The following is a 21,736-nucleotide window of genomic DNA, read 5'->3' on the forward strand; positions in this document are numbered from 1 at the left end:
CTACCAGTCACCGCCTGAAGGCAGTCAACCGGGCGACCAACAACTTACTTGTTGTCTTTGACTTCTTCGAACTCAGCGTCGACGACGTCATCGGCCTTCTCAGCCTTTTCGTCCTGCGGTGCAGCGCCTTCAGCAGGCTGGGCCTGTTCGGCGTACATCTTCTGCGCCACTGGAGCGGAGACTTTCGACAGCTCTTCAACCTTGGCTTCGATCGCAGCCTTGTCGTCGCCTTTGACAGCGGCTTCCAGGGCTACCACAGCAGCTTCGATTGCAGTCTTCTCTTCAGCGCTAACCTTGTCGCCAGCATCAGCGATCATTTTGCGAGTCGAGTGCACCAGCGCATCACCCTGGTTACGGGCAGCGGCCAGCTCTTCGAACTTGCGATCTTCGTCGGCGTTGGTTTCAGCATCGCGAATCATCTGCTGAATTTCTTCCTCGGACAGACCCGAGTTGGCCTTGATCACGATCGACTGAGTCTTGCCAGTGGCCTTGTCCTTGGCGCCTACGTGCAGGATGCCGTTGGCGTCGATGTCGAAGGTCACTTCAATTTGTGGCACGCCACGTGGTGCTGGTGGAATCTCGGCCAGGTCGAACTTGCCCAAAGACTTGTTCTGAGCGGCTTGCTTACGCTCACCTTGCAGCACGTGAATGGTCACAGCGCCCTGGTTGTCGTCGGCAGTCGAGAACACTTGCGATTTCTTGGTTGGAATCGTGGTGTTTTTCTCGATCAGCGCAGTCATCACGCCACCCATGGTTTCGATACCCAGGGTCAGCGGGCTGACGTCGAGCAGCAGGACGTCTTTCACATCACCGGCCAATACTGCGCCCTGGATAGCAGCACCCATGGCAACGGCTTCGTCCGGGTTCACGTCTTTACGAGCTTCTTTACCGAAGAACTCGGTCACCAGCTTCTGAACCAGTGGCATACGGGTCTGACCGCCAACCAGGATCACGTCGTTGATAGCGCCAACGTCGATACCGGAGTCTTTCAGAGCGATGCGGCATGGTTCGATGGTGCGTTGAACCAGGTCTTCAACCAGCGCTTCGAGCTTGGCGCGGGAGATTTTCACGTTCAAGTGCTTAGGACCGGTAGCGTCTGCAGTGATGTACGGCAGGTTCACGTCGGTCGAATTGCTCGAAGACAGTTCGATCTTGGCTTTTTCAGCGGCTTCTTTCAGGCGCTGCATCGCCAGCGGGTCACCCTTGAGGTTCATGCCGCTTTCTTTCTTGAATTCGTCAACGAGGTAGTCGATCAGACGAATGTCAAAGTCTTCACCGCCCAGGAACGTGTCACCGTTGGTGGCCAGTACTTCGAACTGGTGCTCGCCATCAACTTCAGCGATTTCGATCACGGAAACGTCAAAAGTACCACCGCCCAGGTCGTAAACGATCACGGTGTGATCGCCCTTGGCCTTGTCCATACCGTAAGCCAGAGCAGCTGCGGTTGGTTCGTTGATGATACGTTTAACGTCCAGGCCCGCGATGCGGCCGGCGTCTTTCGTCGCTTGACGCTGGCTGTCATTGAAGTAGGCCGGAACGGTGATCACCGCTTCGGTCACTGGCTCGCCGAGGTAGTCTTCGGCGGTCTTCTTCATTTTCTTCAGAATTTCAGCCGAGATTTGTGGCGGCGACATTTTCTGGCCGTTCACTTCTACCCATGCGTCGCCGTTGTCAGCCTTGGCGATTTTGTAAGGGACCATCTTGATGTCTTTTTGTACGACTTCTTCGTCGAACTTGCGACCGATCAGACGCTTCACCGCGTACAGGGTGTTGTGCGGATTGGTCACTGCCTGACGCTTGGCCGACTGGCCAACCAGGATTTCACCATCGTTGGCGTAAGCGATGATCGACGGCGTGGTACGCGCGCCTTCAGCGTTTTCAATAACTTTGGCTTTGCCGTTTTCCATCACGGAGACGCAGGAGTTGGTAGTCCCCAGGTCGATACCGATAATTTTGCCCATGTTAACTCTCCCGAAACTTTGGATTTGGTTGCCGCAGCAGTGGTGGCTAACTGCGGTAGCACTTAAACACTTGACTTCTAAATGGGGGCCTTGCGGCTAATTTCAAGCCTGCTCGTCAATAGAAGGCGAAACTGGCGCAGGGGCCTTGCTGACCACGACCATGGCCGGGCGCAGCAGGCGACCATTGAGCTGATAGCCCTTCTGGAACACCTTGAGCACGCTGTTTGGCTCGACATCGGCGCTTTCCTGCATGGCCATCGCCTGATGATGAACGGCGTTGAACGGTTCGCCATGCGGGTCGATCGCTTCCAGCTGATAACGCTTCAGGGTGTCCTGGAACATTTTCAGGGTCAGCTCGATGCCTTCACGCATTGGGCGGATGCTTTCGTCATCCGGGTTGGACAACTCCAGGCCCCGCTCCAGGCTGTCGATGATCGGCAGCAGGTCGCTGGCGAATTTTTCCAGCGCAAATTTGTGAGCCTTTTCTACATCCTGCTCGGCGCGACGGCGGACGTTCTGCAGATCGGCGGCTACACGCAAAGCCTGATCCTGAGCGCCTGCCAGTTGCTCTTCGAGCACTTTTACACGGGTCGCCAGGTCATCACCCGAAGTCTCGGGCGCCTGATTGGCGTCTGGATTTTGCGTATCTACTGTCTGTTCGTCAGCCATAGATTTCTCCTTTCAATGACGTCCGCGAGCTCAACTCGCGCTTCTGCCCAGCTATATGGGGCCGCAAAAACCAGCTTCAAGGGGTTGAGCGGATTAACCCTACAAAAAAGAGCTGCATTGTGATTCAACACGGGACTAAGGGTTTCGTCGGATCAAGCAAATCGAGCTAAGCGAGGCCATTGTCAGCCAGAATGAAAACACTGTATAAATAACCAGACCTAACACCTGGGAGCGGCCCTTATGCTGGTGCACCTGTCTGTACACAACTACGCCATCGTTGAACATCTCGATCTGGAACTTGATCGCGGGATGAGCGTGATCACAGGGGAAACCGGCGCCGGCAAGTCGATCATGCTCGACGCCCTGGGCCTGACACTGGGCGATCGCGCCGACAGCGGCGTGGTGCGACCAGGCGCAGACAAGGCCGACATCCTGGCCACCTTCGACCTGATCGACATCCCTGAAGCCAGTGCCTGGCTGGCCGAGCGCGACCTCGACAGCGACGGGCCGTGCATCCTGCGCCGGGTGATCACCGCCGAGGGCCGTTCCCGCGGCTACATCAATGGCACCCCCTGCCCCCTTGGCGACCTCAAGTCCCTGGGCGAACTGCTGATCGACATCCATAGCCAGCACGAACACCAGTCCCTGCTGAAGACCGACACTCACCGCCGCCTGCTGGACGAGTATGCCGGCGCAACCGACCTGGCCCGCCATGTTCAACTGGCCGCCCAGCGCTGGCGCCAGACCCGCCACGAGCTGGACCGCCTCTCCAACTCCGGCGACGAACAGCGTGCCCGCCATCAACTGCTCAGCTACCAGCTCGAAGAACTGGAAAACCTCGGCCTTGGCGAAAACGAGCTGGAACAGCTGGAGCAGGAGCACAAGAACCTGACCAATGCCGAGACACTCCTGGGCATTTGCCGCCAAGTGGTCGAGCAATGCAGCGAAAGTGATTCGGGAAATGTCTTGAACGCCCTGACGGCCAGCCTCAATCGCCTGTCGAGCGTGAACAACTCCATCGGCGCCCTGGGCGAAGCCAGCAGCCTGCTGACCAGCGCACAGATCCAGGTCGAAGAAGCCGTTGGCGAGCTAAATCGTTTCCTCGACAACTTCGATGCCGACCCCGCACGCCTGCAATACCTGGAGGAGCGCCTGGATGCGATCTACACCATGGCACGCAAGCACCGCATCCAGCCGACCGAAGTCGCGGAAATGCAGCAGAAACTGCTGGATGAAATCGAGACACTCAATGCCAACGACGAATCCATCGAGCGCTTGAGTGATGAGCTGGCGTCTTACGCCCGTCATTATCACGAGAAGGCCCGTGACCTCAGCGACCTGCGCCACCAGGCCGCAGGCAGCCTGGCCAGCGCGGTTGAACAGGAAATCCAGCGCCTGGGCATGCCCGGCGGGCGCTTCAGTATCGAATTGCGCCCCAACACCAGTGATGAACTGCTGCCTAACGGGCTGGAGCAGGTTGAATTGCTGGTCAGCGCCAACCCCGGCCAGCCGCTCAAAGCCCTGGCGAAAGTGGCGTCGGGCGGCGAGTTGTCGCGGATCAGCCTGGCCATTCAGGTGATCACGGCCCAGACCTCTCGGGTGCCAACCCTGGTATTCGACGAAGTGGACGTGGGTATCGGTGGCCCCACCGCAGAAATTGTCGGCCAGCTGCTGCGCCGCCTAGGCGAACGCGGCCAGGTGCTGACGGTGACCCACTTGCCGCAGGTGGCCGCCCAAGGTCATCAACATCTGTTTGTGCACAAGGTGCGCGGGGAGGACGCGACGCGTACCGCCGTGTCCAAGCTCAGCAAGAATGAACGAGTGGAAGAAGTGGCGCGCATGCTGGGCGGCATCGACCTCACCAAGGAATCTCTCGCTCACGCGAAAAAAATGGTGGTTACCGCAAAAAACTAAAGCGAACCCTGTAGGAGCTGCCGCAGGCTCGGGCCGCGTTCGGACGACCTTTTGACTTTGCCCATTGTAATGCAAAGATCAAAAGATCGCAGCCTGCGGCAGCTCCTACCGAAACCGCTTGCAAGCCAGGCGGCAGAAAGCACGAAGGCGACCCTGGGGTCGCCTTCGCTCGTTTCGCGAACCGAAGGTTCGCGCGACATACTTACTTTTTCTTGCGTACGTACAGCACAAGATTGTGATCAACCATCTCAAAGCCATACTTGTCGACGATGGCTTTCTGCAGACGCTCGATTTCTTCGTCGAAGAATTCGATCACTTCGCTGGTTTCGACGTCGACCATATGGTCGTGATGCTTGCCGTCGTCCAGCTCGAAGACCGCATGGCCTCCGTCGAAGTTGTGCCGCACCACAAGGCCAGCTGCCTCGAACTGGGTCAGTACACGGTAAACCGTGGCCAGACCGACGTCCTCACCAGCCTCCATCAGCGCCTTGTAGACGTCCTCGGCACTCATGTGGCGTTGCTCGGCGGAATCGAGCATTTGCAGAATTTTGACCCGCGGAAGGGTCACTTTGAGGCCGGCTTTGCGTAGTTCGCTATTTTCAACCATGGTCAGCTTTCTCGCGATGCTGCTTCGCAGCTTCTCTTAATGCGGGTATGATCGGCGTTTACGTTGTCCCAGCCAAGATAGTGGAAGTCGCCCACCGATGCAAAACACCAAGCTCTTGCTAACCAGTTTCACCTTTGTGGGACTGCTCGCACTCGCCGGTTGTTCATTCCCCGGGGTTTACAAAATCGACATCCAGCAGGGCAATGTCGTCACGCAGGACATGATAGACCAGTTACGCCCGGGAATGACCCGTCGGCAAGTACGGTTTATCATGGGCAACCCCCTGCTGACTGACACGTTCCATGCCGATCGCTGGGATTACCTGTACAGCCTGCAACCCGGTGGCGGTGAACGCCAACAGGAACGCATTAGCGTTATCTTCAACCCAAATGACCAGCTTGTCAGCCTTTCCGGTGATTTCATGCCGGGAGTCAGCCGTGACGAAGCCATTCTCGGCCAGGATGGCGGCACTAATGTGACCGCACCTGCAGAGAACGTCGAGAAGCCGAAACCGGAAAAACCGGTCAAGCCAGGCTCGTTGCTGGACCAGATCCAGAAGGACGTGGACGGCGTAGAGACCGTTCCGGTCCCGACTCCAGAGCCTCTGGACACTTCGCCGCAATAATTTGCGACGCATTAAAAAACCCGGCATGCCGGGTTTTTTATTGTCTGCGGTTCAGCGATTACTGATTACGCGCCCTGGCTTCAGCCGCTTTTGCTGCGCGCAGCCGCCGAACTTCCTTGGGGTCCGCCAGCAATGGCCGGTAAATCTCGATCCGGTCACCGGCCTGGGCCAGCCGGCTTTGCGGATCGGCCACCACCTTGCCGAAGATCCCAAGCGGGCACTCGTCAAGATTAAGCTCGGGAAACGCTTCGCCAACCCCGGAGCGCCGCACAACCTCGCGCACGGTCAGCCCCGGCGGCACGCTCACCGCCAACAACAGCTGGCGATCAACGGCGGCGTACATCACCTCAACGTCGATCATGACCTCAACCATGCATCTGCTTGGCACGCTGGCAGAACGCATCCACCAGGGTGTTGGCGGCCTGGTTGAACAGCGGCCCCAAGGTGGCGCGAACGATCGGGCCCGCATAATCAAACGACAGATCGAGGCTGATCTTGCAGGCCTTCTCGCCCAACGCCTTGAACACCCAGACGCCATGCAGCTGATTGAACGGACCTTCTTCCAGGTTCATCTCGATGGACTGACCGGGCACCAGCGTATTGCGCGTCACGAAATGCTGGCTGAGGCCACCCTTCGCCACGCCGACACTGGCGCGCATATGCTCGGCAGAACTCTCCAGGACCTCGGCAGACGAACACCAGGGCAGGAATTCCGGATAGCGCGCCACGTCGTTCACCAGGTCATACAGCGCTTGTGCCGGATACGGCAGCAGCGCCGAACGTTGAATATGTGTCGTCATGTCAGCGTCACTTCCACAGCTGGGCGGCAAACACTACAAGAATGCCGATGGGCGCCACATAGCGCATCAAAAACAGGGACAGGGCGAACAGTGCCGGACGGCGGATCGACAATTCGTCGCGCACCGCCTCACGGCCCATTACCCAGCCTGCAAACACCACGAAACATAACCCGCCAAGGGGCAACATGATTCGCGAGGTGAAGAAATCGATCACGCCGAAGAAGTCCAATCCCCCGGCCGCACCCCATTGATAGAGGTGAAACATCCCGCCTTCGTTCACGAAAAACTTGGCTTGCTTCCAGATATTGAAGGAAAACACCGTGCCCAGCCCCACGAACCAGCAGGTGAAAGCCAGCCAGAACGTCACCCAGGCGCGGCTGACCTTGGTCCGTTCAACCAGGTAGGCCACCATCGGTTCGAGCAGGGAAATCGCCGAACTCCAGGCCGCAACGGCCACCAGCACGAAGAACACTACGCCCATCAGTTGGCCGAAGGCTACGTTGCCGAAGGCGAAAGGCAGGCTGACAAACATCAGCCCTGGACCTTCGCTCGGGTTCAGGCCGGCCGCGAACACGATCGGGAACAGGGCCAATCCGGCGACCAGGGACACGAAGGTATCCAGCAGCGCCACGCCAACAACCGTACCGGAAATCGACGAATCCTTCGGCATGTAGGCGCCGTAGATCATGATCGAACCAACGCCGACACTGAGGGAGAAGAACGCATGGCCCATCGCGGGCAGCAAGCCATCAAGGACTTTTTCCGGATGGAAGTCGAACATGAAATGCACGCCTTCCATGAAGTGGCCCGTGGTCATGCTGTAACCCAGCAACACCAGGATCATCACGAACAGCAGTGGCATCATGATCCGCAGGCTGCGCTCGAGCCCGGCGACGACGCCCTTGGCGATCACCACGGCCGACAGCAGCATGAATATTGTGTGCCAAAGTGTCAGGCGCCAGGGGTCGGCGATGACATTACCGAAATACGCGCCGACCTGATCAGGTGTCACGCCCTGGAAATCGCCACGCCCCATGTCGATGATGTAATCCAGCGACCAGCCGCCCACCACACTGTAGAAAGACAGGATGAGCAACGCCGTGATCATGCCGGCGAAGGCCCCCCAGGACCACTTGCCCGAATGCCCGGCCTCGATGGCCAGCACCTTCAAGGCATTCGCCGGGCTTTGCCGGGCACGGCGGCCGATCAGGGTTTCGGCCAGCATGACCGGCACCCCGATCAGCGCGATGCAGGCCAGGAACATCAGCACAAAGGCGCCGCCGCCATAGACGCCGACCATGTAGGGGAATTTCCAGATACTACCCAGGCCCACGGCCGAACCGGTCGCGGCGAGTATGAAGACCCAGCGGCTAGCCCAACTGCCGTGGACAGAAACCTTGTCTGTCGACATCGTTATCACGCCCAAGCGTTCAAAAAAGAGCGCGCATTGTCCGGGATTCAATCAACCTGCTCAAGCACGTAGCGATACCGTAGCCGACTTGCTTGCAACTCCCTATAATGCCGCCCCTATGGCTAAACAGAAGAAACACCCCACAGGGACCATCGCGCAAAATAAAAAGGCGCGACACGATTACTTCATCGAACATCGGTTCGAGGCTGGTCTGGTCCTGGCCGGCTGGGAAGTAAAGAGTTTGCGGGCGAGCAAGCTACAACTGGTTGACAGTTATGTACTGCTCAAGGATGGCGAAGCCTGGCTGCTTGGCAGCCATATCACGCCACTGATGACCGCAAGCACCCACGTCATTGCTGACCCGACCCGCACGCGCAAGCTGTTGCTGAATCGGCGCGAGCTGGAAAAGCTGGCCGCCGCCGTGCAGCAGAAGGGTTATGCCTGCGTATGCCTGTCCTGGTACTGGAGCAAGCACATGGTCAAGTGCGAGATCGCTCTGGGCAAGGGCAAGAAGGAATACGACAAGCGCGACACCGAACGCGAACGCGACGCCGGTCGAGAGCTGCAGCGTGCGGTGCGGAACAAGGGCAAGGAAGATTAATTCTTCTGCCTGAAATGCGGCGCCTGCGAAAAGATCGCAGCCTGCGGCAGCTCCTACAGTTTTTTGCGAGCCCGATGAATCGGGTTGAAACAAAATCCATGTAGGAGCTGCCGAAGGCTGCGATCTTTTGCACTCAAAACCGTTTACATTCCTTTGCGCCGCTCCGCCCGAGCCATGCGTTGCACTTCCTGACGCACCTCCTCCAGCACCTCCTGCACATACAGGATATGCCTGCTGGACACCTCTCGCGCCTGCTCGGCACGCCCCTCGATAATCGCCAGGTACAGCTCCCGGTGCTGAGTGATCAGCATGTCGCGGGTTTCCGTGCGCTGCTTGTACATCCCGCCGATGTTGGTCACGACATTGCGCTTTAGCAGATCGAACAGCCCGCGAATCGTGTGCAACAACACGGCGTTGTGGCTCGCTTCGGCAATCGCCAGGTGAAATTTCGCATCAGCGGCGCCCTCCTCCGCGCGACTGATTTCATCGTGTCGCGTGTAGCAGTCCTGCAGCTGATTGAATGCCGCAGTCAATCGCTCGCGATCCACATCGGTAGCGCGCAGCGCTGCGTAATAGGCGCATGAAGCTTCCAGGGTGTGGCGAAACTCCAGCAAATCGCGCTGTGCCTCGGGATTGCTTTCCAGCAGATGCAGCAACGGATCGCTGAACGTCGTGCCCAGGGATTCCACCACATAGTTGCCACCGCCCTGACGACTGACCAGCAAGCCCTTGGCCGCCAGTTTCTGGATCGCTTCGCGTAAAGACGGCCGCGAAACGCCGAACTGCTCGGCCAGCGCACGCTCGGCAGGCAAGCGCTCACCGGCCTTCAGCGTGCCCTCGAGAATCATCCCCTCGAGCTGCTCGACAATATCGTCAGACAAACGGCGCTGCCGAATCTGATCAAACCCCATGACTCATTTCTCCACGATCCCGACCACTCGCCGGGCTCTCTATTCTGGCCTATCGGCGCTGCGCAGGCACCTGCCAGACACTGTTAAGTCGAACGAAAAATCGACCCGCCAGGCGCACCTAAGACGAAAGTTTGCGGGCGGCAAATTGACACACCCCCCAGAAGGCTTTTACCCTAGCCAACAGCGATTGTAAATTGGTATTACCAATTATCCAAGCACGCTGACCAGTGCCTGACCAACAACAATTAGGGGCCACCCCATATGCAAACCTGGCAACAGCTCTATACCCCGCTCGGCAGCCTTGGCTTCTCCGCGCTCGCCGCCGTTATCCCCATCGTGTTTTTCTTCCTGGCGTTGGCGGTGTTCCGCCTCAAAGGGCACGTGGCCGGCAGTATCACGCTGGCGTTGTCCATCGCCGTCGCAATCTTCGCTTTCCAGATGCCCGTCGACATGGCGTTCGCCGCTGCAGGCTATGGCTTCGCCTACGGTCTGTGGCCGATTGCGTGGATCATTGTTGCCGCTGTGTTCCTCTACAAACTGACGGTCAAGAGTGGTCAGTTCGAGGTCATCCGCAGCTCGGTGTTGTCGATCACCGACGACCAGCGCTTGCAGGTTCTGCTGATCGGTTTCTGCTTCGGTGCGTTCCTGGAAGGTGCTGCCGGTTTCGGTGCGCCGGTAGCGATTACCGCCGCATTGCTGGTAGGACTCGGCTTCAACCCACTGTACGCCGCGGGCCTGTGCCTGATCGCCAACACCGCGCCAGTGGCCTTCGGTGCCTTGGGGATTCCGATCATCGTGGCCGGGCAAGTGACCGGCATCGACGCGTTCAAGATCGGCGCCATGACCGGTCGCCAACTGCCGCTGCTGTCGCTGTTCGTGCCGTTCTGGCTGGTGTTCATGATGGATGGCCTGCGCGGCGTTCGTGAGACCTGGCCTGCTGCGCTGGTCGCCGGTTTGAGCTTTGCCATCACTCAATACTTCACGTCGAACTTTATCGGCCCTGAGCTGCCGGACATCACCTCGGCCCTGGTCAGCCTGATTTCCCTGACGCTGTTCCTGAAAGTCTGGCAGCCAAAACGCGCCGCCGGCCAACACATCGCCGGTGCCGTCTCGGCCTCGGTGGTGACCGCCAGCGCCGGTGGTTTCGGCCAACCGCGCACCAGCGTGGCATCCCCATACAGCCTGTTCGAAATCATCAAAGCCTGGTCGCCGTTCCTGATTCTCACCGTGCTGGTCACCATCTGGACCCTCAAACCGTTCAAGGCAATGTTTGCTGCCGGCGGCTCGATGTACAGCTGGGTGTTCAACTTCGCGATTCCGCACCTGGATCAGATGGTGATCAAAGTCGCACCGATCGTGACTGCGCCAACCGCCATTCCAGCGGTGTTCAAGCTCGACCCGATTTCCGCCACCGGCACGGCGATTTTCTTCTCCGCTCTGATCTCGATGCTGGTACTGAAGATCAATTTCAAAACTGGTCTTACCACTTTGAGAGAGACCTTCTACGAACTGCGCTGGCCGATTCTGTCCATCGGTATGGTCCTGGCCTTTGCCTTCGTCACCAACTACTCGGGCATGTCTTCGACCATGGCGCTGGTATTGGCAGGCACCGGCGCGGCCTTCCCGTTCTTCTCGCCGTTCCTCGGCTGGCTGGGCGTGTTCCTGACCGGTTCCGACACGTCGTCCAACGCGCTGTTCAGCTCGTTGCAAGCGACCACCGCGCACCAGATCGGCGTCAGTGATGTGCTGCTGGTAGCGGCAAACACCAGTGGCGGCGTGACCGGCAAGATGATCTCGCCGCAATCGATCGCCGTGGCCTGCGCCGCGACCGGCCTGGTGGGCAAGGAGTCGGATCTGTTCCGCTTCACCCTCAAGCACAGCCTGTTCTTTGCAACGATCGTCGGCCTGATCACCTACATCCAGGCCTACTGGCTCACCGGCATGCTGGTGCACTAAGACCTAGAAGCAGCATCGAAAAAACCGACGCCGGACCATGACTCCGGCGTCAGCTATTCACAACCCGGTCTGTAAGGCTGCTGAAAGCTTCCCTCTCTATATTCAGCAGCCTCAGCGGACGGATAACCGGGCCCACCCGGAGACACGCCTGATGAGCGAGCTTTTTTACAACGCCGTGCCGAACGCGACCCGCGTGGCCCCGCCACTGCCTGAGCCTCGGCAATACCCCAGAGAGAAACCGTCACGGGTCTACCTGTTCGGGACCTGCGTGGTGGATCTGTTCTATCCCGAAGCCGGGATGGATGCGATCCGCTTGCTGGAACGCGAAGGCATTCGGGTCGAGTACCCGCAGGGGCAGAGCTGCTGCGGACAACCGGCCTACACCTCGGGTTACACCGAGCAGGCAAGGATCGTCGCGCGCTCGCAACTGGCGCTGTTCGCCGCAGATTACCCGGTGGTAGTGCCGTCGGGATCCTGTGCCGGGATGTTGCGCGAACACTATGCCGACTTGTTCAAGGACGAGCCGCAAACGCTGAAACAGGTTCAGGCCCTGGCGGCCCGGACGTATGAACTGGCCGAGTTCCTGCTGTTTGTCTGCAAGGTGCAGCTCAAGGACAGCGGCGAGCCGGTGAAAGTGGCGTTGCACACCTCGTGTTCGGCGCGTCGTGAGATGAACACCCACCTGCACGGTCGCGAGTTGTTGTCGCAACTGAGCAACGTGGAGCGAGTCGACCACAGCCACGAAAGTGAATGCTGTGGCTTCGGTGGGACTTTCAGCGTCCGTATGCCAGACATTTCCGGCGCGATGGTGGCTGACAAGACCCGGTCGCTGAAGGAGTCGGGCGCGCACCAGGTACTGAGTGCCGATTGCGGTTGCCTGATGAACATCAACGGCTCGCTGGAAAAACAGAAGGAAGCGTTACGCGGCCAACACCTGGCCAGTTTCCTCTGGCAGCGAACCGGAGGTGTTCTATGAACGCTTCCGCGATTATTCCTACGGTTGCCGTAGAAGAAGATTTTCGCACCCGAGCCCACACGGCACTGGGTGACCCGCAGTTGCGAAACAACTTTCGCACGGCGATGGATTCACTGATGACAAAAAGGGCAGCGTCTTTCAGCGATGCCCACGAAAGGGAACATCTGCGAACGCTCGGCAATGCCGTCCGCGCCCGTGCTTTATCCAAGCTGCCCGACCTGCTCGAGCAGCTTGAACAGAACCTGACCCGCAACGGTGTGACAGTGCACTGGGCGGAAACGGTGGACGAGGCCAATGGCATCGTCCTCTCGATCATCCGCGCTCACGAGGGGCGGCAAGTGATCAAGGGCAAATCGATGGTCAGCGAAGAAATGGAGATGAATCATTTCCTTGCTGATCGGGGCATTGAATGCCTGGAATCGGACATGGGCGAGTACATCGTCCAGCTCGACCACGAGAAGCCTTCACACATCATTATGCCGGCAATCCACAAGAATGCCGGTCAGGTCGCGTCCTTGTTCCACGACAAACTTGGCGTGGAGTACACCAAGGACGTTGACCAACTCATTCAGATCGGTCGCAAAGTCCTGCGGCAGAAATTCTTCGAAGCAGACATCGGCGTCTCCGGTGTCAACTTCGCCGTGGCCGAAACCGGCACCCTGCTGCTGGTGGAAAACGAAGGCAACGGGCGCATGACCACCACGGTGCCGCCGGTGCACATTGCCGTCACCGGCATCGAAAAAGTGGTCGAGAACCTGCGCGACGTGGTGCCGCTGCTGTCGCTGCTGACCCGTTCCGCCCTCGGCCAGCCGATCACCACCTACGTCAACATGATCTCCGGCCCGCGCCAGGAACATGAACTCGACGGCCCGCAGGAAGTGCATCTGGTGCTGCTGGACAACGGCCGCAGCCAGGCTTTCGCCGACAGCGAGCTGCGCCAGACCCTCAACTGCATCCGCTGCGGCGCCTGCATGAATCATTGCCCGGTCTACACCCGAATCGGCGGCCACGCCTACGGCGAGGTGTACCCAGGGCCCATCGGCAAAATCATCACCCCACACCTGGTTGGCCTGGCGAAGGTTCCGGACCACCCCAGCGCATCGTCGCTGTGCGGGGCGTGCGGTGAAGTCTGCCCGGTCAAAATTCCTATCCCCGCGTTGCTGCGGCGCCTGCGCGAAGAGAACGTCAAGGCCCCCGACAGCCCGAACCCGGTCATGCGCGGCCAGGGCAGCAAGTATTCGCGCAAGGAACGCTTCATCTGGAATTCCTGGGCCAGGCTCAACAGTTCACCGACGCTCTATCGCCTGTTCGGCTTCTTCGCCACCCGCCTGCGCGCCCTCACACCGACCCGCCTGGGCCCGTGGACACAAAACCACAGCGCGCCAAAGCCGGCTGCCCGTTCATTGCACGACATGGCCCGCGAACATCTGGCCAGACAGGGAGATCGTTGATGAGTGCCAAGCAGAATATCCTCGGCAAGTTACGCAACAGTCTGACGGGAACCACGCCGGTGCCTGACGACTTCGACGTCGAACTGCTGACAGCGCCCTACACCTACGCGCCCGAACAACGCATCCCGCAACTGCGCAAGCTGATGGAAGCGGTGCACACCGAGATCCACCTGACGTGCGATGAACAGTGGCCGGCACTGCTCGCGCAACTAGTCAAGGATCGCCAGCTACCCAGCTTGCTGATCGCCCCGACCACTGCACACGGCCAACGCGTCACTCAGCATTGGGCGAACAATCCGCAGCTGCCAACACTCAAATCATACAATCGTCCGATCGAGGAATGGAAAGCCGAGCTGTTCCACGACACGCCGGCCAGCCTGACCACGACCCTGGGTGCCATCGCCGCCACCGGCAGCCTGATCCTCTGGCCAACCCGGGAAGAGCCTCGCTTGATGAGCCTGGTGCCGCCGGTGCATTTCGCCCTGCTCAAGGCGAGCGAAATCCGCGACAACTTCTACCAGGTGCAACAGGAATTCGAGTGGGCCCAAGGCATGCCGACCAACGCCTTGCTGGTGTCCGGTCCGTCGAAGACTGCTGACATCGAACAAGTGCTGGCCTACGGCGCCCACGGCCCGAAAGACCTGGTGGTTTTGATTCTGGAGGACCAATGACTTTACCGGCGGCTTTCCTGCGAGACGCGCAGCAACTGATCCCCCAGGAGCGGCGCTTCGACGACCCGCTGTCGACGCTGGCCTTCGGTACCGACGCCAGCTTCTACCGGCTGATTCCCCAGCTGGTGATCCGAGTCGAGTCCGAAGACGAAGTGGTGGCGCTGCTGAAGCTGGCGCAACGGGACCAGGTTTCGGTGACCTTCCGCGCGGCGGGCACCAGCCTGTCCGGCCAGGCAATCAGCGACTCGGTGCTGATCGTGCTTGGGGATAACTGGAACGGCCGCGAGATCCGCGGCCAGGGCACACAAATCCGCCTGCAACCGGGCGTGATCGGCGCACAGGCCAACGCATGGCTGGCGCCGTTCGGACGCAAGATCGGCCCGGACCCGGCGTCGATCAACGCCTGCAAAATCGGCGGCATCGTCGCCAACAACGCCAGCGGCATGTGCTGCGGCACTGCGCAAAACACCTATCACACCCTGGCCGGCATTCGCCTGGTGCTGGCTGACGGCAGCCGCCTCGACACCGAAGACGCGGCCAGTGTCGCGGCATTCCGCCAGAGCCACGCAGCCCTGCTGGAGCGCCTGGCCACGCTAGGCCGTGAAACCCGCGCCAATACCGAACTGGCGGCAAGAATTCGCCACAAATACCGTCTGAAAAATACCACCGGCCTGTCACTCAACGCCCTGGTGGATTTCGACGAGCCTGTGGATATCTTGAGCCACCTGCTGGTGGGCTCCGAAGGCACGCTGGGCTTTATCAGCGCCGTGACCTACGACACCGTGATCGACCACCCCAACAAAGCCTCGGCGCTGATCGTCTTCCCGGACGTCGAAACCTGCTGCAACGCGGTCAGCGTTTTGAAAAGCCAGCCGGTGTCCGCCGTGGAACTGCTCGACCGCCGCAGCCTGCGCTCGGTGCAGGACAAACCCGGCATGCCGGCTTTCGTACAGCAGCTGTCGAACAATGCCTGCGCCCTGCTGATCGAATCCCGCGCCGCGTCATCGAGTTTGCTGCAGGAACAACTGGCGCGGATCATGGCGTCGTTGACTTCGTTCCCCGTGGAAAAACAAGTCGACTTCACTGAAGACCCGGTCGAGAACGCCCGCCTCTGGGCGATCCGCAAGGACACCTTCCCCGCCGTCGGCGCCGTGCGTAAAACCGGCACCACGGTCATCATCGAAGACGTCACCTTCCCCGTGGAACAGCTGGCCATCGGCGTAAACCGCCTGATCGAGCTGTTCGACAAACATCATTACGACGAAGCGATCCTCTTCGGCCACGCCCTGGAAGGCAACCTGCACTTCGTCTTCACCCAAGGCTTCAACAACCCCCAAGAAGTCGCGCGCTACCAGGCGTTCATGGAAGACGTGGCGCAACTGGTCGCCGTGGAATTTGGCGGTTCGCTCAAGGCCGAACACGGCACCGGCCGCAACATGGCGCCCTTCGTTGAACTGGAGTGGGGCAGCGATGCCTACCAGTTGATGTGGCAGCTCAAGCGCCTGCTCGATCCCGCCGGCATCCTCAACCCGGACGTGGTACTCAGCGAAGACCCGCAGATCCATCTCAAGCACCTCAAGCCCCTGCCCGCCGCCGACGAGATTGTGGACAAGTGTATCGAGTGCGGCTTTTGCGAACCCGTGTGCCCGTCCAAGGGACTGACCCTGAGCCCGCGCCAGCGCATCGTGATCTGGCGCGATATCCAGGCGAAAAAACGCGCCGGTGTCGACACCACAGAGCTGGAAGCCGCTTACGAATACCAGGGCATCGACACCTGCGCCGCTACTGGTCTCTGCGCACAGCGCTGCCCGGTAGGCATCAATACCGGCGAACTGGTGAAGAAGCTGCGCAGCCGCAAGGCAACCAGCCAGAAAACCGCCAACTGGCTGGAAGGCAATTTCGCCACCGCCCTGCAAGGCGCGCGCTTCACCCTGCACGTGGCCAACGGCGCCCGGATGCTCCTGGGTGCGCCGCGACTGGCGAAGGTGTCAGCGGCACTCAGCAAATTATCCAGAGGCCAGGTCCCGCAGTGGACCAACGCCATGCCCCAGCCGGAAAAAGCCATTCGCTTCAGCCCGACCCTCTCGGACGACCGCCCCCGGGTGGTCTATCTGGCCGCCTGCGTCTCGCGTGTGATGGGCCCGGCAGCCGGTGATAACGAGCAAATGTCGCTCTACGACAAAACCCGCGGCCTGCTGGAAAAGGCCGGCTACCAGGTGGTCTTCCCAGACAACCTGGACAGTCTCTGCTGCGGCCAGCCCTTCGCTTCCAAGGGCTACGCCGAGCAGGCCGAACACAAGCGCCAGGAGCTCATCGGCGCACTGTTGCACGCCAGCCGCGGCGGGCTTGACCCGATCTACTGCGACACCAGCCCCTGCACCTTGCGCCTGGTCCAGGACCTGGGCGAAGTGCGCCTGGACCTGTACGACCCGGTTCGATTCATCCGCACCCACCTGATGGATCGCCTCGACTTCACCCCGCAGCAAGCGCCCATCGCCGTCCACGTCACCTGCAGCACCCAACACCTGGGCGAGAGCCAGGCGCTGATCGACCTGGCGCGCAAATGCAGCACCAACGTGGTCATTCCGGAAGGTATTCACTGCTGCGGTTTTGCCGGCGACAAAGGCTTCACCACCCCGGAACTGAACGCGCATTCACTGCGCTCGCTCAAGGACGCCGTGCAGCACTGCAGCGAAGGCATATCCACCAGCCGCACCTGTGAAATCGGCCTCAGCCAACACGGTGGAATCGACTACCACGGGCTGGTCTACCTCGTGGACCGGGTCACCCGAGCGCGAGCGACCTGAAGAAAAATAGAACCCTTGCGCCTGGCTGTAGTCAACCAAGTAACCCGGCCCTGCCGGGCTTTACCCAAACTCGGCAGCCCGTCCTGACGCCGGCCAAGCCCGGCGCCTCAGTTCAAGGAGATACACATGAAACGTTCTGTACTGTTAGGTCTGTTCGTTACTGCTTCCATGATGGCCTCCACCTCTTTCGCCGCGACTGAAGACCTGTGCGCAGTGAACCTGCAGACCATCGCCAATGCCAAGTCGCAGATCCAGGCGCCGGAAATCCAGACCCGTGTCGAGGCCAGCGTCCAGCAAGCCAAGGCGCACCAGGCCATGAACACCAAGGAAGGCACCGAGAAGTGCATTGCTGAGACCACCCAGACTATCCAGGACATCCAGAACGCCAGCAGCGGCACCAATAAATGACCCTTGCCCGGAAGGTGAACCTTCGGGTTGGCCTTCCGGGTCGATTTGCCGTACACTGTACAGGCTTGTTGCTCACCAAGATTCACGAGCAATGAGTTCGGGGCCGTTTAGGATTCGACGCCGGTCGCGAAACTTTAGGTGCATGCCGAGTTGGTAACAGAACTCGTAAATCCACTGTTGCAACTACTTATAGTTGCCAATGACGAAAACTACGGCCAGGAATTCGCTCTCGCTGCGTAAGCAGCCTTAGCCCTGAGCTTCTGGTGCCTTCGGGCCCAGCAATCACTAGGGGATGTCTGTAAACCCGAAGTGATTGTCATATAGAACAGAATCGCCGTGCAGTACGTTGTGGACGAAGCGGCTAAAACTTACACAACTCGCCCAAAGCACCCTGCCCTTCGGGTCGCTGAGGGTTAACTTAATAGAAACGGCTACGCATGTAGTACCGACAGCGGAGTACTGGCGGACGGGGGTTCAAATCCCCCCGGCTCCACCACTTCATCATCTAAAGACGTCCACGGACGTCTTTTTTTGTGCCTTAAATCCTGTTAAATCAGGGCTTTATGATCCATTAGCGTCCATGGACGTCCGACAGAATCCACGTCACAAGGTATTCCACATGGTATTCCAAGCCCTTCAGTGGTAATTTTTGGAATACCGAATGCTGTCATGGAATACCTCATGTGCGCCCAAGCCACCCGCCTCTCTGATCGCCAGCTCAAGGCTGTGAAACCGAAAGACAAGGATTACGTCCTCAGCGATGGGGACGGCCTTCAGCTGCGAGTGAGAACCAATGGCTCTACGCTATGGAACTTCAACTACCGGCAGCCGGTTACCAAGAACCGTATCAACATGGGCCTCGGCACCTACCCAGAACTCTCGCTCGCGCAAGCCAGGAAGAAAACGGTCGAAGCCAGAGAGCTTCTGGCCCAGGGCATCGACCCAAAAGTACAACGTAGCGCGCTGGAGCAGACAAAAAGGCAGGCAACTGAGCACACATTCGAGAACGTGGCGTCTGCTTGGTTTGAACTGAAAAAAGATTCCGTCACTCAAGCTTATGCCGAGGACATCTGGCGCTCGCTCACACTGCATGTTTTTCCAACGCTAGGAACAACACCTATCTCGCAGATCAATGCCCCGACGGTCATAGAGCTGCTGCGCCCTATAGAAACCAAAGGCAGTCTGGAGACAGTGAAGCGACTGACCCAACGGCTCAACGAGATCATGACCTACGGCGTGAACTCGGGAATGATCTTTGCCAACCCGCTCAGCGGCATCCGGGCTGTTTTTAAAAAGCCGAAAAAACAGAACATGGCCGCCCTCCGCCCCGAAGAGTTGCCAGAGCTGATGGTAGCCATCGCCAATGCGAGCATAAAAAGAACCACACGCTGCCTGATCGAATGGCAGCTCCACACCATGACCCGTCCTGCGGAAGCCGCCACGACCTCCTGGACTGACATTGATCTCGACAAGAAAACCTGGACGATCCCGGCGGAGCGTATGAAGAAGCGACGCGCTCACGTCATACCACTGACCGAACACGCACTTGCTCTGCTAGAAACGATTAAACCCTACAGTGGCCACAGAGAGTACGTGTTCCCTGCTGACAGAGACCCACGGACTCACTGCAACAGCCAGACAGCAAACATGGCCCTGAAACGAATGGGCTTTGAGGGTCGATTGGTGAGCCACGGCATGCGCTCCATAGCCAGTACCATCCTGAACGAACAGGGATGGGACGCTGAACTGATCGAGGTCGCACTTGCGCACGTGGACAAAGACGAGGTACGCAGCGCTTACAACCGAGCAGATTACATTGAGAGAAGACGCCCCATGATGATCTGGTGGAGTGAGCACATTCAGCATGCGGCTACCGGCAGTTTGTCAGTGTCAGCGATCAAGGAAAATCGGGATAAAAAAGTCGTTGCTATACGGTGAGCAAGGGCTACACAGTTGGAATATATCGGCTTCGATGGTGCAACCGTCCCTACTTGCATCTTTACGTTGAAAAATGCCCACAACCCAGACTTTAAGGGTGGTTAGGTACGACTTTCAGATTTCAGAGGTGCAGCCCAGCAAGGGCAGCGCGATTTGGAGATCATCCAGGCTACACGCGAGATCGGAAAATAAATGTCCAGGAAAATGAGCATCATCGTGACTCGACTCGACACTTTTAAGCAACTGGTGAATGGCAAGCCGGAAACGGAGAAAAACCGCACGTTGTTGGTGGTTATCCGGTGACCGCCTCGACTCCAGAATTACAACGATGCGTTGTTGCCTACCATAAGTATCGACTGCAAGCCGTCGCCTTGTCGGTTGCGGCGCTGCTCATGATGGTTGCCATGCAGCAATTGCCGGCTGAGTCCTTCCTGCTTGTCGGCAGGAAAGTGGGTTATCACGACCTCTTTACCGTATTACTGGCAACCCTATTCCTTGCCGGCGCGCTGGCATGGGCGGGTTATACCTTTCATCGCCTGCGCCAGCGTAGCTACGCAAACACGCTCGATAAGCTCAATAACACCTTGCAAAACCAGCAACTGTCCGCTGTCCAGAACACCATTGCCACAGTCCGCGAACAGGCAAAGAGACAGCCACTGATTGCTGAGGCGCTGCAATCGCTGCAACTCCCGCTGAACCAACACCTCGACAACCTGACTCGGCGTCAGTTGCACAGCGAGCTTGCAGCTGAGTGCGCCAAGGCAACCAGACAATGTGACCAGCGTCTGAAAAATATCAAAAACCGAATTCCGCTAGTCATGGCCGAAAACAGCGTTCGCAATACACTAAGCGGTCTGCAACAGCGGCGCGAACAGCTTCATCGTCAATGGAAGCAGGCTTATCCGACACTGTCCTGGTGGAACAAGCTGAAATACGGCGGGGAACTGGACTTCAGCGAGATGGATAAAACCATCCATGAGCTGGAGAAAATGCAGAAAAAGATGCTATGCAAACATGCCGAGGACTTTGCCCTACTCGATACGCACTTTGCGGAGCTGAGCAACAGGGCAAAAAATAGAATCATATCCAGCCAGCAACAGATCCAGCACTTCATTGCCACCGAGGTGACGCGCGAACAGGTAGAGAACCTACCGCTGACTGCGGCACTCTGGTTCTCAGCCCTTTCGGTGCCGATTTCCGCCTGGGCGGATATGGCCACAGCAGGAGATATCTACGATGCCCTGCGAGAAGTAAACGGCAATTACGCGGGTATGAGCGATGCCGAAGTCTGGTGGCAAACCCTGTTCATGCCCAGTGAACAGCTCGCCGGGCTGGCCTCCTTGACCAAAGGTGCTTATTTCGAGCAGCTGGTTGCTGCGGATACAAGCGGAACTCTTTTTGAGCATTTCAACAACCCTGGCACCGACATCATCATTGATGGTCAGGCATACCAACTCAAAGCCACCGCCAGCGCCGTCTACGTCAACAGCGTCGAAGAGGATATTCCGGTCATCGCCACTTCAGAAGTGGCAGAACAGACCCGAGCCATCAACTCTGGCTACAGCAATGAAGAACTCGAACGCTCGGTAGAGCTTGCACTCGGCGACTCAGTTATTGATGTCAAAGATACAGCTGCTGATGCGTTACTGAGCGGCATCGGTGGGCTGGGACTGTTTGCCACCATACAGGGCATCAACCATGCAGCAGAGCGTCACAAGAACGGTGGCGATGGGGTTGAATCGATATTTGAAGGCGTCGGCGTTGCGATCGAAGGTACCGCACGAGCGCTGGTTGGCACTGCCGAACTGGGCTACAAGGTGCTCGCATCAAGACCGAGCCGCTTTGTAGGCCGCGTCCTTTTGACCGGGCTGAAAAAACTAGATAAGAAAATGATGGGCCAATAATCGAGAAACGGTCACCGACCACAGAATTCAGACCCATCCGGGACGGGTTCAATCAGGGTATTGGGCACGCGCGCAAGGTATTCCCCGATGGAAGCTGGAATGAGCCAGCAATAATACAAGGACTGG

At 58.7% G+C, this 21,736-nt stretch carries 18 protein-coding genes and 1 other RNA gene; 12 read left to right on the forward strand and 7 right to left on the reverse strand.

Annotated elements, in window-relative coordinates:
• Positions 1–44 precede the first annotated feature (44 nt).
• Together dnaK and grpE are read right to left on the reverse strand one after the other, a co-directional pair.
• On the reverse strand, positions 45–1,961 hold the full coding sequence (gene dnaK / locus AAEZ09_RS09035; protein WP_045060053.1) for a molecular chaperone DnaK: 1,917 nt from the start codon (positions 1,959–1,961) through the stop codon (positions 45–47).
• Positions 1,962–2,063: 102 nt separating this feature from the next.
• Entirely contained in the window at positions 2,064–2,630 is a 567-nt protein-coding gene (grpE, locus tag AAEZ09_RS09040) for a nucleotide exchange factor GrpE (RefSeq protein WP_045060054.1), read from the reverse strand.
• Between the two features lie 240 nt (positions 2,631–2,870).
• Between grpE and recN the strand changes: the two genes are divergently transcribed.
• Positions 2,871–4,544: a DNA repair protein RecN gene (gene recN / locus AAEZ09_RS09045; protein WP_350599116.1), complete on the forward strand. Its 1,674-nt coding sequence runs from the start codon at positions 2,871–2,873 to the stop codon at positions 4,542–4,544.
• 202 nt (positions 4,545–4,746) lie between these two features.
• On the opposite strand, the gene fur is transcribed toward recN, so the two are convergent.
• Positions 4,747–5,151, reverse strand: coding sequence for a ferric iron uptake transcriptional regulator (fur, locus tag AAEZ09_RS09050; protein WP_045060056.1), 405 nt, complete (start codon positions 5,149–5,151; stop codon positions 4,747–4,749).
• Between the two features lie 97 nt (positions 5,152–5,248).
• On the opposite strand from fur, the gene AAEZ09_RS09055 reads away from it, so the two are divergent.
• A complete protein-coding gene (locus tag AAEZ09_RS09055; RefSeq protein ID WP_045060057.1) occupies positions 5,249–5,776 on the forward strand; it encodes an outer membrane protein assembly factor BamE in 528 nt (175 codons plus the stop codon).
• Between the two features lie 58 nt (positions 5,777–5,834).
• Here the strand turns inward: AAEZ09_RS09055 and AAEZ09_RS09060 are convergent, their stop codons facing one another.
• Genes AAEZ09_RS09060 through AAEZ09_RS09070 form a run of 3 tightly spaced genes read right to left on the reverse strand, consistent with a single transcriptional unit; the run spans position 5,835 to position 7,987 of the window.
• Positions 5,835–6,149 (reverse strand): RnfH family protein, encoded by a 315-nt coding sequence (locus tag AAEZ09_RS09060; protein WP_045060058.1) that lies wholly within the window; start codon positions 6,147–6,149, stop codon positions 5,835–5,837.
• A complete protein-coding gene (locus tag AAEZ09_RS09065) occupies positions 6,142–6,576 on the reverse strand; it encodes a type II toxin-antitoxin system RatA family toxin (RefSeq protein ID WP_045060059.1) in 435 nt (144 codons plus the stop codon). Before AAEZ09_RS09065 ends, AAEZ09_RS09060 begins: the two co-directional genes overlap by 8 nt.
• Before the next feature lie 7 nt (positions 6,577–6,583).
• Positions 6,584–7,987: a sodium-dependent transporter gene (locus AAEZ09_RS09070; RefSeq protein WP_045060060.1), complete on the reverse strand. Its 1,404-nt coding sequence runs from the start codon at positions 7,985–7,987 to the stop codon at positions 6,584–6,586.
• Between the two features lie 118 nt (positions 7,988–8,105).
• On the opposite strand from AAEZ09_RS09070, the gene smpB reads away from it, so the two are divergent.
• Positions 8,106–8,588, forward strand: a complete 483-nt coding sequence (gene smpB / locus AAEZ09_RS09075; protein WP_028623113.1) for an SsrA-binding protein SmpB — start codon at positions 8,106–8,108, stop codon at positions 8,586–8,588.
• Positions 8,589–8,731: 143 nt separating this feature from the next.
• Here the strand turns inward: smpB and AAEZ09_RS09080 are convergent, their stop codons facing one another.
• Positions 8,732–9,499 (reverse strand): GntR family transcriptional regulator, encoded by a 768-nt coding sequence (locus AAEZ09_RS09080; RefSeq protein WP_350599119.1) that lies wholly within the window; start codon positions 9,497–9,499, stop codon positions 8,732–8,734.
• 261 nt (positions 9,500–9,760) lie between these two features.
• Here AAEZ09_RS09080 and AAEZ09_RS09085 point away from each other — a divergent pair, with 261 nt between their 5' ends.
• The 9 genes from AAEZ09_RS09085 to AAEZ09_RS09125 all read left to right on the forward strand — a co-directional run bounded on the left by AAEZ09_RS09085 (position 9,761) and on the right by AAEZ09_RS09125 (position 21,610).
• A complete protein-coding gene (locus tag AAEZ09_RS09085; RefSeq protein ID WP_350599121.1) occupies positions 9,761–11,455 on the forward strand; it encodes a lactate permease LctP family transporter in 1,695 nt (564 codons plus the stop codon).
• A 151-nt stretch (positions 11,456–11,606) separates the two neighbouring features.
• The gene (locus tag AAEZ09_RS09090) at positions 11,607–12,431 is read left to right on the forward strand and encodes a (Fe-S)-binding protein (protein WP_350599123.1); all 825 of its coding nucleotides are present in this window, start codon (positions 11,607–11,609) and stop codon (positions 12,429–12,431) included.
• Entirely contained in the window at positions 12,428–13,882 is a 1,455-nt protein-coding gene (locus AAEZ09_RS09095; protein WP_350599125.1) for a LutB/LldF family L-lactate oxidation iron-sulfur protein, read from the forward strand. Before AAEZ09_RS09090 ends, AAEZ09_RS09095 begins: the two co-directional genes overlap by 4 nt.
• Complete coding sequence (locus AAEZ09_RS09100; protein WP_225570520.1) at positions 13,882–14,553, forward strand: LutC/YkgG family protein; 672 nt, start codon at positions 13,882–13,884, stop codon at positions 14,551–14,553. Before AAEZ09_RS09095 ends, AAEZ09_RS09100 begins: the two co-directional genes overlap by 1 nt.
• Positions 14,550–17,360 (forward strand): FAD-binding and (Fe-S)-binding domain-containing protein, encoded by a 2,811-nt coding sequence (locus tag AAEZ09_RS09105; RefSeq protein ID WP_350599128.1) that lies wholly within the window; start codon positions 14,550–14,552, stop codon positions 17,358–17,360. The genes AAEZ09_RS09100 and AAEZ09_RS09105 overlap by 4 nt, the downstream gene beginning before the upstream one ends.
• A gap of 126 nt (positions 17,361–17,486) precedes the next feature.
• Positions 17,487–17,768: a PA2433 domain-containing protein gene (locus AAEZ09_RS09110; RefSeq protein WP_122837448.1), complete on the forward strand. Its 282-nt coding sequence runs from the start codon at positions 17,487–17,489 to the stop codon at positions 17,766–17,768.
• A gap of 99 nt (positions 17,769–17,867) precedes the next feature.
• Positions 17,868–18,264, forward strand: a transfer-messenger RNA (tmRNA) gene (ssrA, locus tag AAEZ09_RS09115).
• 185 nt (positions 18,265–18,449) lie between these two features.
• A complete protein-coding gene (locus tag AAEZ09_RS09120; protein ID WP_350599260.1) occupies positions 18,450–19,706 on the forward strand; it encodes an integrase domain-containing protein in 1,257 nt (418 codons plus the stop codon).
• A gap of 299 nt (positions 19,707–20,005) precedes the next feature.
• On the forward strand, positions 20,006–21,610 hold the full coding sequence (locus AAEZ09_RS09125) for a hypothetical protein (RefSeq protein ID WP_350599131.1): 1,605 nt from the start codon (positions 20,006–20,008) through the stop codon (positions 21,608–21,610).
• Positions 21,611–21,736 lie beyond the last annotated feature (126 nt).

Source organism: Pseudomonas sp. 65/3-MNA-CIBAN-0223 (genome assembly GCF_040310425.1).
Lineage (GTDB): Bacteria > Pseudomonadota > Gammaproteobacteria > Pseudomonadales > Pseudomonadaceae > Aquipseudomonas > Aquipseudomonas gregormendelii.

Excerpts from the sequence above, each read along its gene's own strand:
- AAEZ09_RS09095 (WP_350599125.1), top strand. The coding sequence starts at position 12,428 with ATGAACGCTTCCGCGATTATTCCTACGGTTGCCGTAGAAGAAGATTTT.
- AAEZ09_RS09060 (WP_045060058.1), bottom strand. The coding sequence starts at position 6,149 with ATGGTTGAGGTCATGATCGACGTTGAGGTGATGTACGCCGCCGTTGAT.
- AAEZ09_RS09090 (WP_350599123.1), top strand. The coding sequence starts at position 11,607 with ATGAGCGAGCTTTTTTACAACGCCGTGCCGAACGCGACCCGCGTGGCC.
- AAEZ09_RS09085 (WP_350599121.1), top strand. The coding sequence starts at position 9,761 with ATGCAAACCTGGCAACAGCTCTATACCCCGCTCGGCAGCCTTGGCTTC.
- AAEZ09_RS09120 (WP_350599260.1), top strand. The coding sequence starts at position 18,450 with ATGTGCGCCCAAGCCACCCGCCTCTCTGATCGCCAGCTCAAGGCTGTG.
- recN (WP_350599116.1), top strand. The coding sequence starts at position 2,871 with ATGCTGGTGCACCTGTCTGTACACAACTACGCCATCGTTGAACATCTC.
- dnaK (WP_045060053.1), bottom strand. The coding sequence starts at position 1,961 with ATGGGCAAAATTATCGGTATCGACCTGGGGACTACCAACTCCTGCGTC.
- grpE (WP_045060054.1), bottom strand. The coding sequence starts at position 2,630 with ATGGCTGACGAACAGACAGTAGATACGCAAAATCCAGACGCCAATCAG.
- AAEZ09_RS09105 (WP_350599128.1), top strand. The coding sequence starts at position 14,550 with ATGACTTTACCGGCGGCTTTCCTGCGAGACGCGCAGCAACTGATCCCC.
- AAEZ09_RS09100 (WP_225570520.1), top strand. The coding sequence starts at position 13,882 with ATGAGTGCCAAGCAGAATATCCTCGGCAAGTTACGCAACAGTCTGACG.
- smpB (WP_028623113.1), top strand. The coding sequence starts at position 8,106 with ATGGCTAAACAGAAGAAACACCCCACAGGGACCATCGCGCAAAATAAA.
- fur (WP_045060056.1), bottom strand. The coding sequence starts at position 5,151 with ATGGTTGAAAATAGCGAACTACGCAAAGCCGGCCTCAAAGTGACCCTT.
- AAEZ09_RS09080 (WP_350599119.1), bottom strand. The coding sequence starts at position 9,499 with ATGGGGTTTGATCAGATTCGGCAGCGCCGTTTGTCTGACGATATTGTC.
- AAEZ09_RS09070 (WP_045060060.1), bottom strand. The coding sequence starts at position 7,987 with ATGTCGACAGACAAGGTTTCTGTCCACGGCAGTTGGGCTAGCCGCTGG.
- AAEZ09_RS09055 (WP_045060057.1), top strand. The coding sequence starts at position 5,249 with ATGCAAAACACCAAGCTCTTGCTAACCAGTTTCACCTTTGTGGGACTG.
- AAEZ09_RS09065 (WP_045060059.1), bottom strand. The coding sequence starts at position 6,576 with ATGACGACACATATTCAACGTTCGGCGCTGCTGCCGTATCCGGCACAA.
- AAEZ09_RS09110 (WP_122837448.1), top strand. The coding sequence starts at position 17,487 with ATGAAACGTTCTGTACTGTTAGGTCTGTTCGTTACTGCTTCCATGATG.